Annotated in this window: 1 pseudogene; it reads left to right on the forward strand. The window is 77.3% G+C overall.

Annotated features, from left to right (window positions below):
• A pseudogene (locus tag SSBG_RS08525) lies at nt 1-181 on the forward strand (hypothetical protein); the annotation flags it as partial.
• Between the last annotated feature and the right edge of the window lie 281 nt (nt 182-462).

Genomic DNA, 462 nt, shown 5'->3' on the forward strand with positions numbered 1-462 from the left:
GGAACTCGCGCAGTGGGCCGTCGCGCACGCCTCGGTGCTGCGCGTCTCCGAGGTCGCCTACGCCGGCCGCGAGTGGCGGGCCTCGGGCACCGGGCACACCTGGCCGCGCGCGGCCGGCGGCAAGGGCCGGGCGGCGGGGGCCGGGGGGCCCGAGGACGTACGGATCGTCACCGCGCCCTGACGGCGGGCGGGTTCAGCGCCCCGGGCTCAGCCGTACGACTCCTCGCCCGCGCGGGGGACCGCGGGGCCCGGCCCGGAGCACGAGCCGGGAGGAGAAGGCGCAGTTCAGCGGCGGTGCGCAGGGCGTCAACCCCGCCGCACGGCAGGGGGCCGACAATACGACGCATTGCCAACTCTTTGCCCGGGCGTCCCGCAACCTTCGCCCGCCTCACGCGGTAGTCACGCTGTCCGGGGCCCCGGTGGGCCCCGTACGCACTCACTGATCCCCCGCGAAGGAGCACC

The organism is Streptomyces sp. SPB074, from assembly GCF_000154905.1.
Classification (GTDB): domain Bacteria; phylum Actinomycetota; class Actinomycetes; order Streptomycetales; family Streptomycetaceae; genus Streptomyces.